Genomic DNA, 9,549 nt, shown 5'->3' with positions numbered 1-9,549 from the left:
GACGGGCTTTCCTTCTTGTAGCGGGGACAGGATTTGAACCTGCGACCTCTGGGTTATGAGCCCAGCGAGCTACCGAGCTGCTCCACCCCGCGTCGACTGGTTAACCCTAACCCATCCCTTTTGACGATGATCGGCGGGGTCGACCCGGCCGGACGCGCACCTCCGCAATGCAGAAAGCCCGCCTCCGGCGAACCGGAGACGGGCTTTCCTTCTTGTAGCGGGGACAGGATTTGAACCTGCGACCTCTGGGTTATGAGCCCAGCGAGCTACCGAGCTGCTCCACCCCGCGTCGGTTCGCTAACCGTAGCGCACCGACCCGGGACACCGCAAAGCGACTCCGATTCCTGTCAGTCGAGCCAGTTCTCGATCGCCGCCACCGCCCGCCGGCTGTCGGCGTCGACCTGCGCGCGCTCGGCGGTGGTGGACTCCCAACCCTGCTCCCAGAGCACCGTCACCACGTGACCGATCCGGACCGCCCTGACCAGCCGCACCTCGTCCGCCCCCGGCTCGCCCATCCCGTCCGGGTACGGAGACCGCATCTCGAACAGCACCGACTCGTCGCCGTACTCCCCCGAGGTCAACAGCCGCTGCCGCCACGTCCTGGCGTCGTCGGACTGCTTCTGGGTGGGGCAGTCGCGAACGGCCTGCCGCAGCTCCCGCAGCGCGTCGTCGGCGCGGCCGGAGCGGTAGATGGTGATGGTGTGCCGGTAGCTGCCATCCGGCACGCTCTCCGCCGGCTGCTCCGGCTTCTTGTAGGCCAGGAACCGGCCGCGACGCTGGACCACAGCCGAGTCGCTGGGGTAGCCGGCCCCGCAGAGCGGAGGCAGCATCGCCGACGTCGCCCACGACTCCAGGCCTCTCCCGTCGGCCGCCGCCAGCCTGAAGAAGGCCCGATCGGGGATCGAGGTGGGCGGCCGGGACACTGCCGAGCCGGTCGCCGAGGCCGGCGGTCTGCCGACCGACGTGCTGGTCGCCGGCGTGGACGACTGTGACGTCGACAGCGTCGGCGAGACCGACGGCGACGGGCGGGGCGTCGAGGAGGTCGGCGGCGGCCCGGGGGTGTCCGCGGGTGGGGGCAACGGCGCCGAGCCGTCCGCCGACAACACGAGCCGTCCACCGACTGCCACCCCGCCGAGCAGCACCGCCACCGCGACCGCGGTGCTGGCGACCCGGATCCGGGCCCGCCGGTCGGCATGCCGCCGGACCAGCTCAGGGTGGGCCACCTCCATGCCGTCGGCGACGACGGTGAGCGACCGGTACAGGTCGGAGATTTCAGCTGACATCGTTCGCCTCCAGCTTCTCGACGGCGAAGTCGGGTAGCAGCGCGGCCAGTCGGGACCGCCCCCGGGACAGCCAGGACTTGACGGTGCCGACCGGGACACCGGTCTCCCGGGCGATCTCCTCCACCGACATGTCGAAGAGGTAGTGCAGGGCCAACGCCTGCCGGTGGGTGGGCGGCAGTTGGCGCAGCGCGCGAACCAGGAGCACCCCGTCCTCGCTCGGCGGTGGCGCGTCCGGCGGCGGCCCGGTACGACTGAGCACCGACCGCCAGCGGTGCAGGCGCCGCCAGCGGTCGGTCGCCAGCCGGGCCACCACGAGACGCAGCCACGCCTCCGGCGCCGGATGTTCCGACAGCCGCCCCCACTGCCGCCAGGCCCGGGTGAAGGCTTCCTGCACCAGGTCCTGCGCCTCGGTGTGGTCACCGGCCACCGCGTAGGCGTACCGCATGGTCCGCCGGGCGGTGCAGCGATAGAACTCGTCGAAGCTCTGCGCGTCCCTCACGACTGACCCCCCTCGTCCGCGCCCCGTTGCATGGAGGACGGCGGGCCGCCACCGTGGGTTGCGGGTCAGCGGGACAAACGGTGTCGGACAGGCGACAGGCCTGCGTGGCGTCCGCACACGGCGGAGCCCCCGCCGTCCGGACCTGTGTGGTCGGGCGACGGGGGCTCCGAGGGATGTTCGGCGTTGCGGGTCAGCCGCCGGCGCTCGGCGTCGGCCCGCCGCTCGGCGCACCCGCCGGGTTGGCGGTCTGCGCCTGCTGGAACGCGGTGAGCGCCTCGTCGAGCGCCTTGAGCGCGCGACCGTACCGCTCGAAGTCGCCGGAGGCCTGCGCGGCGCGGACCTCGGTGATGGCGGCCTGCACCCGGTCCGCGGCGGCGGCCAGCTCGCCGGTCGGCGCCGGGGTGGCGGTGCCACTCGGCGTCGGCGTGGGCGTCGGCGTGGCGGTCGGCGTCGGGGTGGTCGGGTTACCCCCTGTGGTCGGGGGCGGCGACGTGCCCTGTCCGGCCCGCTTACCCTGCTCGACAAGCTGCTTGATGCCGTCGTTGATGTTGTCGGCGAGCGCCACGAACGAACCGCCGTCGCCGTACGAGAGCAGCACCTTCTGCAACAGCGGGTACGCGTCCTGCTGGTTGCTCTTCACGTAGACCGGCTCGACGTAGAGCATGCCGTCGGCGAAGGGCAGCGAGAGCAGGTTGCCGTACTGCACCTGCGCCTGGTTGCTGGAGAGCAGGTTGAGCTGCTGGCGGATGTTCGCGTTGTTCGTCATCTGCTGGTGCACCTGCACCGGACCGGAGATCCGGGTCTGATCTGGCAGCTCCAGCACCTCCAACCGGGGCTTTCCGTCGACGTACGACCCGGAGATCAGCGCGGCGAGGTTCTGCCTGCCGTTCGGGGTGACCGCGGAGGTGAGCTGGAAGCGCGGGCTCTCCTGCCCCGGGAACTGGGTGAACAGGTAGTACGGAGGCTGCTTCTGGCCGCTGTCCGGAGCGTCAGGCACGTTCGGCACCTGCCAGAAGTCCTGCGCGGAGTAGAAGTCGCCCGGGTTGGTCACGTGGAACTTGGTGAGCAGGTTGCGCTGCACCTTGAACATGTCCGCCGGGTAGCGCAAGTGCTCGTTCAGCTCGACCGGGATCTCCGCCTTCGGCAGCACCAGGTCACCACCGAACGCCTTGTTCCACGCCTTGAGCACCGGGTCGGTGTCGTCGTACTCGTAGAGCTTCACCGTGCCGTCGTACGCGTCGACGGTGGCCTTCACCGAGTTGCGCATGTAGTTGACGTTCTCCCGGGCCAGCTGGAAGGTGCCCCGGTTGGTCAGCTCGTCGGTGGTCTCGGTCTGCAGGTTGACCCGCTCGGCGTACGGGTAGGTGGCCGCCGTGGTGTAGCCGTCGACGATCCACTGGACGCGGCCGTCGACCACCGCCGGGTACGGGTCGCCGTCCAGGGTGAGGAACGGCGCGACCTTCTCCACCCGGTCCCGCGGGTTCCGCACGTACAGCAGCTTGGAGTCCTTGTTGACCGCCTCGGAGAGCAGGAAGTTCGACTCCTGCTCCTTGATGGCGTACAGCAGCCGCCGGGGGAACGAGCCGATCTCCACGCCGCCCTCACCGGTGTAGGTGTAGGACTCGCCGCCACCCTCACCGACCGGCCTGTCGAACTCGGCCTTCTTGTTCGGGTCGGACTGCCCGACGATCGCGTAGTCGTCGGCAGCCATCCGCTCGCCGTAGTAGATGCGCGGCTGCTTGGCCGGGATCTGCTCGGTCTGCGAGGAGCACGCCTCCTGGGTCTTCTCGCCGAGGAAGCCGGAGACGAAGAACGGCTGCCCGCCGCAGACCACCTGGTTGGCGGGGGCGGCCACCAGCCCGTACCCGTGGGTGTAGACGGTGTGCCTGTTGATCCAGGTGTTCTGCTGGTCGGTCAGCTCGCCGTAGTTGATCTCCCGGACGCCGACCACGTAGTCGGAGGTCTTGCCGTTCACCCCGTACCTGTCGATGTCCAGCTTGGGGCCGAAGTCGTAGAAGCCCCGCACCTGCTGGAGCTGGGTGTACGTCTCGCTCACCAACTGCGGGTCGAGCAGCCGCACGTTCGACACCACAGACGTGTCGGTGGCCAGGTTCGCCGGTGGGGTGAGATTGTTCGCCGCGTACGGCGTGGTCTCGGTGACCGCCAACCCGAACGCCGCCCGCGTCGCGTCGATGCTGCGCTGGATGTACGGCGCCTCCTTGTCCTTGGCGCTCGGCTTGACCTCGAAGGTCTGCACCGCCCAGGGGTAGATGCCGCCGATCGCCACCGCGGAGACACCGAGCAGGGCCAGCGAGATGCCCGGCCAGACGAGGTTCCGCATCCAGGCGTTGGAGAACACGATGATCGCGATGGCCACCACGATCGAGATGTACGCCAGGATCTCCTTCGCCGGCAGCAGCGCGTTGACGTCTGCGTAGCCGGCGCCGTACAGCTTGGCGCCCTCGTTGTACTCCAGCAGCATCGCCCGCCGGTCCAGCACGTACGCGATGGCCTTGAGCAGCACGAAGACCGCGACCAGGCTGCTCAGGTGGGCGCGGGCCGCGTTGCTCATCCGGTCCCCGACACCCTGCAGGCGGACCCCGCCGTACAGGTAGTGCACCGCCAGCGCGCCGATCACGGCCAACACCACTGCGGTGAAGGCGACCCCGAGCAGGTAGCGCCAGAACGGCAGTTGGAAGACGTAGAAGCCGAGGTCGACACCGAACTCCGGGTCCTTGATCCCGAAGTCGCCGCCGTTACGGAAGAGCAGCCACTGGTTCCACCGGTTCTGCGCGGAGAGGCCGGCGAACAGCCCGATCACGGCGGCGGCCAGCGAGATCCAGGTGCCCAGGCGCGGGGTGAGCGCCATCCGGTAGCGCTCCAGGGTCGCCTGCTCGACCGAGTGCGGCCGCAACCGCGGGCGCAGCCGGTACGCCAGCCACAGGTTGCCGCCGACGACCACAGCCATGCCGAGGCCGATGACCAGGAAGAGCAGCAGCCGGGTGAGCAGCACACCTGTGAAGACCTCGGTGTAGCGGACCTCCTCGAACCAGAGCCAGTCGGTCCAGGCCTGAACACCCCAGCCCAGCAGGGTGAAGAGCACGAACACCCCGACCAGGACAGCGATGGTGACGCGGCCGCGCCGACTCATCCTCGGTAGGGGGCTGCTGCTACGCATGACCACTGTTGGCTCCGCACGCTCGATGTGATCGGCTCCGACCAGGCACCCAGAGTACGGGGTCTTCCTGAACGTGTCGGGGCACGGTCACACCGGTCAGCAGCGGGTCGGCTGACCCCCCGAACGGAGGGTGTCAAGAGCCGTCAATGCCTCGTCCAACGAGCCCACCCGCAGCAGCGGCAGATCGGGCTGCGGATTGCGGACCGCCTCGGCGCAGTTGTCCGCCGGCACGAGGAAGACCTTCGCCCCGGCGCGCTTCGCGCCGACGAGCTTCTGGGCGATCCCGCCGATCGGGCCGACCGAGCCCTCGTCGTCGATCGTGCCGGTGCCCGCGATGACCTTCCCGCCGGTGAGGTCGGCCGGGGTCAGCTTGTCCACGATGCCCAGGGCGAACATCAGGCCGGCGCTCGGACCGCCGATGTCCTCCAACTCGATGTCGAGCGTGAACGGGTGCGGCTGCTGCTGGTCGATCTCGACGCCGATTCGCGGCCGGCCGTCCTGCTCCCGGCTGGTCACCGTCGCGGTGGCCGGCACACCGTCACGGGTGTAGCCGATGGTCAACGCCGCACCGACCGGCTTGGCCCGGATCAGCTCGGTGACCTTCGCGGCCACCGGCACCGGTTGACCGTCGACCGACGTGACCACGTCGCCGGCCTTGAGCGCACCGGCCGACGGCCCGTCCGCGGCGACGGTCTTGACCACCACCTGCACCGGAAAACCAAGCTCGCGGAGCGCGGCGGTCTCGGCGCTGGTCTGCGACACCTTGAAGTCCTCGGCGTTGCGCTGCTCGACCTGCTCCGTCGACTCACCGGGCGGGTAGACCAGCTCACGCGGCACCACCGCCTCGTCGTCGGAGAACCACCCGGCGATCGCCGACCGGAGTCGCACCGTGGGCTGCACGCCCACCGTGGTCAACCGGAGCTGCCCGGCCGAGGTGGACGTGTCCCGTCCGGAGACCTTGATGACCTCCTTGCCGTCGGCCGTGCCGAGCGTGTTCACCGTCGGGCCCGGGCCGAGCACCACGTACGGGATCGGCACCCGGAGCACCCCGATGCTCAGCAGGGCGGTGAACAGGGCACCGAGCAGGACCGTCAGGCCACGACGTCTCATGCGCCAGAGCGTACCGACCGGTCGGGGCCCGCCTGCCGGATGCGCCACGCGACTTCGCCCTCAGCGCAACGCCAGCGGCGCTACCTGGGGCGTGGCGCGCGTACCGTAGACGTCGTGCCTGATATTCCGTTCGGTTTCGCGCTTCCGGGTGGGCAACCACCAGACCCCAACGATCCCGCGCAGATGCAGCAGTTCATGTCGCAGTTGCAGCACCTGCTGTCCGCACCGGGCAGCGGGCCGGTGAACTGGGACCTGGCCCGTCAGGTGGCGGCCAGCCAGCTCGCGGCCGCCGGCGACCCGGCGGTGTCGATGTACGAGCGCCACGCGGTCGAGGAGGCGCTGCGCCTGGCCGACCTGTGGTTGGAGCCGGCCACGGCGTGGCCGACGGGCATCCAGTCCTCCCTCGCCTGGAACCGCAACGAGTGGATCTTCAAGACGCTCGACGTGTGGCGCAAGCTCTGCGACCCGGTGGCCAGCCGCATGGTCGGCGCGATGGGTGACCTGGTGCCACCGGAGGCGCGCGCCCAGCTCGGCCCGATGCAGTCGATGGTCGCCACCCTCGGCGGGGCGCTCTTCGGCGGCCAGCTCGGTCAGGCCCTCGGCTCGCTCGCCGCGGAGGTGCTCTCCGCCGGCGACATCGGCCTGCCGCTCGGCCCGGCCGGCACGGCCGCGCTGATCCCGGCCAACATCCGGGCGTACGGCGAGGGCCTGGAGCTGCCCGAGGACGAGGTACGCCTCTACGTCGCCCTGCGTGAGGCCGCCCACCAGCGGCTGTTCCAGCACGTCCCGTGGCTGCGTGGGCACGTGCTCAACGCGGTGGAGACGTACGCCTCGGGCATCCGGGTCAACCGGGAGGCGATCGAGGAAGCCATGGGCCGGGTCGACCCGACCGATCCGGAGTCGATGCAGGCCATCGCCCTGGAGGGCATCTTCACCCCGGAGGACACCCCGGCGCAGAAGGCCTCCCTGGCCCGCCTGGAGACCGCGTTGGCCCTGGTGGAGGGCTGGGTGTGCCACGTGGTGGACAGCGCCGCCAGCGACCGTCTGCCGAACGTGGTGCGGCTGGGTGAGGCGTTCCGTCGCCGCCGGGCCGCCGGCGGTCCCGCCGAGCAGACCTTCGCCGCGCTTGTCGGCCTCGAACTGCGCCCACGCCGGCTGCGCGAGGCCGCGGCGCTCTGGGCCGCGCTCACCACGCACCGGGGCATCGAGGGCCGCGACGCGGTCTGGGGTCACCCCGACCTGCTCCCGTCGGACGACGACTTCGCCGACCCGGTCGCCTTCGCGATGAACGACATGGACCTGAGCGAGCTGGACAACTTCGACTTCACCGCCCCCGGCGGGGTCGAGGAGAAGGCTCCCGGCCAGCCCGACGAGACCGACGACGAGGGCGACGCCAAGTCCTGACGCTCCGACCGGGTGCCCGCGCCGTCCGGCGCCGGGCACCCGGACCGGTCAGGCGGGACGGCCCGAGCCGGAGAGCAGGGCGCGGGTGGCCTCCCAGCCCTCGAAGGCCGGGTCCAGGGTCGCGAGGTCGGCGGGGCCGCGCATCCGTCGCCAGCCGGCCGTGACGGCGACGTCCCCCGGTCGGGGCGCACCCGAGCGCGCGTTGGCAGGCGTCGCCGTGTCCAGGTCCAGCGGGGGCAGCCATTCCGGCACGGGCAGCCGTACGGCCACCCCGAGCAGACCCGGGCCGCCGCCCTCGACCGGGGCCACCGCCACCGGCCTGGTGGTGAGCGGGCGCAGCAGCTTGCCGATGGTCAGCGCGGGCAGGTCCGGCACGTCGGCGGCGAGCACGGCCGCCTGGTCGTAGCCGTCCAACGCGGCGAACACCGCGTTCGGTGTCGGCTCGGCCACCTCGTACACGGCGGTTCCCGGCCAGACCAGAGCGTCCGCGAGTGCGCGGTCGGCCGGGGTCACGGCGACTGCGACGTCCACCTCGTTGAGGGTGGCGATCAGGTCGACGACGTCCTCGGCGAGCGCGGCCCGCCAGTCCGCCCGGTCGACGCCGGGCGGCGACCACTGGACCGGCCCGAGCAACGCCACCACCACTCGCCGCGCCATGCCCCGACCCTAGCGCCCCACTCGGGGTCGAGCACCGCGCCCATCCGGCCGTTGCGGCCCGGCGGCGGCCGGAGATCAGGTGGGTACGGGGGCGCAGGAGGCGGCGGCGACGCCTTCGAGGTAGCCGCGGGCGCGTTCCGCCTTGGGGTAGCGACCCACCAACGCCCAGAACCGTGAGTTGTGGCTCGGCACGATGAGGTGCGCCAGCTCGTGCAGCAGCACGTAGTCGATCACCCACTCGGGCATGTCCTGGACCCGGTGGGAGATCCGGATGCTGCGGTCGGCGGGCGTGCAGGAGCCCCACCTGCCGTTCTGGTTGGTGACCCACCGCACGCTTGCGGGCACCGCACGCGCGCCGTACCCGCCGAGGTAGAGGTCGATGAGCCGGGTTGCCCGGGCCAGCAACTCGTCGTCGGAGCGGGCCAGCCGGCCCTCCCGGGCGGCGAGCCGGGCGAGCATCCGGTCGACCCACTCGCTCTCCTCGGCGCGGGAGAACTGGTCCGGAATGAGGACGACGACCCGCTCACCGTCGCGGTACGCGGACACCGTGCGTCGTCGGCGCTGACTGCGCCGTACCTCGACGACCGGCTTGCGCGTCCCCGCCATCACTGGCCCGCGCAGCCTCGGCTACGTGTCACGACAGAAAGCTAATGCGTACTGACCAGGGGTCCGCAAGAGTCAACCGCACGACACGCGCCCAGAAAATGGTGATTGGTCGCCCAGCGTCCTGAAAATTTCTTGACCAGGGCGTCGCCACGCGCCCTCGTCACCCTTCGTGAACACCGGGGCCGGAGCGCTTCGTCTCCAACTTAGGTGATCACCGCTGCGGACGCGCGTGGGGGCACCCGCAGGGGTGGCTGAGAGGGTTTGGTCGGCGTGTCCCCGCCAAACTGACTTATCCGACCTATTTCGCCATGCACACTCTCGACGTCGACTTGCTCACAGTGTCGATGCACAGCTGACATGGAACTGCCCAGACCTGGGTAGGGTCCGCGGACCAGCGGTCACGAAGGTGGCCGCGGAGTGAAACCCAGCGCCGGCGCCCCGTGGGCCCGCCGCCGGGCAACCCGCCGGGACCGTATTGACCGGCGGACGAGACGAGGAGGGGCACCGTGGCCGACCAGGCCCAGAGCTACAACGGTTACTGCGTGAAGTGCAAGGAGAAGCGGGACTTCGAGGGGCACGTCGAGGTCTCGAAGACCGGAATGAACATGGCCAAGGGCAAGTGTCCGGTGTGCGGGACAACAGTGAACCGCATCCTGGGCAAGGCCAAGGTCTGACCCGTTCGGGTGCACGGGGGCGGGGGGGGGGGGGGGGCCCCCCCCCCCCCCCCCCCCCCCCCCCCCCCCCCCACCCCCCCCCCCCCCCCCCCCCCGCCGGATTTGTGGGCCCCCCCCCCCCAGCCCCAGCCGCGCGGG

General features: G+C 70.9%; 8 protein-coding genes and 2 tRNA genes. 2 read left to right on the top strand and 8 right to left on the bottom strand.

All coding sequences use genetic code 11. The features are described from left to right. Positions 1-18: 18 nt before the first annotated feature. The 6 genes from ACFY1S_RS29455 to ACFY1S_RS29430 all read right to left on the bottom strand — a co-directional run bounded on the left by ACFY1S_RS29455 (position 19) and on the right by ACFY1S_RS29430 (position 6,070). Positions 19-92 (bottom strand) — tRNA-Met (locus tag ACFY1S_RS29455). 123 nt (positions 93-215) lie between these two features. After that, positions 216-289 (bottom strand) — tRNA-Met (locus tag ACFY1S_RS29450). Positions 290-347: 58 nt separating this feature from the next. Next, entirely contained in the window at positions 348-1,283 is a 936-nt protein-coding gene (locus ACFY1S_RS29445; protein WP_387124186.1) for a hypothetical protein, read from the bottom strand. Beyond that, positions 1,273-1,782 (bottom strand): RNA polymerase sigma factor, encoded by a 510-nt coding sequence (locus ACFY1S_RS29440; RefSeq protein ID WP_387124184.1) that lies wholly within the window; start codon positions 1,780-1,782, stop codon positions 1,273-1,275. Before ACFY1S_RS29440 ends, ACFY1S_RS29445 begins: the two co-directional genes overlap by 11 nt. Before the next feature lie 190 nt (positions 1,783-1,972). Beyond that, positions 1,973-4,960, bottom strand: coding sequence for a UPF0182 family protein (locus ACFY1S_RS29435; RefSeq protein WP_387124182.1), 2,988 nt, complete (start codon positions 4,958-4,960; stop codon positions 1,973-1,975). A gap of 96 nt (positions 4,961-5,056) precedes the next feature. Then, entirely contained in the window at positions 5,057-6,070 is a 1,014-nt protein-coding gene (locus ACFY1S_RS29430) for a PDZ domain-containing protein (protein ID WP_387124180.1), read from the bottom strand. A gap of 114 nt (positions 6,071-6,184) precedes the next feature. Here ACFY1S_RS29430 and ACFY1S_RS29425 point away from each other — a divergent pair, with 114 nt between their 5' ends. Beyond that, on the top strand, positions 6,185-7,474 hold the full coding sequence (locus tag ACFY1S_RS29425) for a zinc-dependent metalloprotease (RefSeq protein ID WP_387124178.1): 1,290 nt from the start codon (positions 6,185-6,187) through the stop codon (positions 7,472-7,474). A gap of 48 nt (positions 7,475-7,522) precedes the next feature. Here ACFY1S_RS29425 and ACFY1S_RS29420 read toward each other — a convergent pair whose 3' ends face one another. Both ACFY1S_RS29420 and ACFY1S_RS29415 read right to left on the bottom strand, forming a co-directional pair. Continuing rightward, positions 7,523-8,131 (bottom strand): hypothetical protein, encoded by a 609-nt coding sequence (locus tag ACFY1S_RS29420; protein ID WP_387124176.1) that lies wholly within the window; start codon positions 8,129-8,131, stop codon positions 7,523-7,525. A gap of 75 nt (positions 8,132-8,206) precedes the next feature. Beyond that, positions 8,207-8,737 carry a M48 family metallopeptidase gene (locus tag ACFY1S_RS29415; RefSeq protein WP_387124174.1) on the bottom strand — a complete coding sequence of 177 codons (531 nt, stop codon included), beginning with the start codon at positions 8,735-8,737 and terminating at the stop codon, positions 8,207-8,209. A gap of 506 nt (positions 8,738-9,243) precedes the next feature. On the opposite strand from ACFY1S_RS29415, the gene ACFY1S_RS29410 reads away from it, so the two are divergent. After that, complete coding sequence (locus ACFY1S_RS29410; protein ID WP_167517324.1) at positions 9,244-9,411, top strand: DUF5679 domain-containing protein; 168 nt, start codon at positions 9,244-9,246, stop codon at positions 9,409-9,411. Positions 9,412-9,549 lie beyond the last annotated feature (138 nt).

Source organism: Micromonospora sp. NPDC000663, from assembly GCF_042898105.1.
Taxonomy (GTDB): domain Bacteria; phylum Actinomycetota; class Actinomycetes; order Mycobacteriales; family Micromonosporaceae; genus Micromonospora.
The sequence above is the reverse complement of the archived record's forward strand: the minus strand, read 5'-3'. Positions and strand labels throughout refer to the sequence as shown.

Bases quoted from the DNA above. Each gene is read 5' to 3' on its own strand.
- ACFY1S_RS29415 (WP_387124174.1), bottom strand. From the start codon at position 8,737: ATGGCGGGGACGCGCAAGCCGGTCGTCGAGGTACGGCGCAGTCAGCGC.
- ACFY1S_RS29445 (WP_387124186.1), bottom strand. From the start codon at position 1,283: ATGTCAGCTGAAATCTCCGACCTGTACCGGTCGCTCACCGTCGTCGCC.
- ACFY1S_RS29435 (WP_387124182.1), bottom strand. From the start codon at position 4,960: ATGCGTAGCAGCAGCCCCCTACCGAGGATGAGTCGGCGCGGCCGCGTC.
- ACFY1S_RS29420 (WP_387124176.1), bottom strand. From the start codon at position 8,131: ATGGCGCGGCGAGTGGTGGTGGCGTTGCTCGGGCCGGTCCAGTGGTCG.
- ACFY1S_RS29430 (WP_387124180.1), bottom strand. From the start codon at position 6,070: ATGAGACGTCGTGGCCTGACGGTCCTGCTCGGTGCCCTGTTCACCGCC.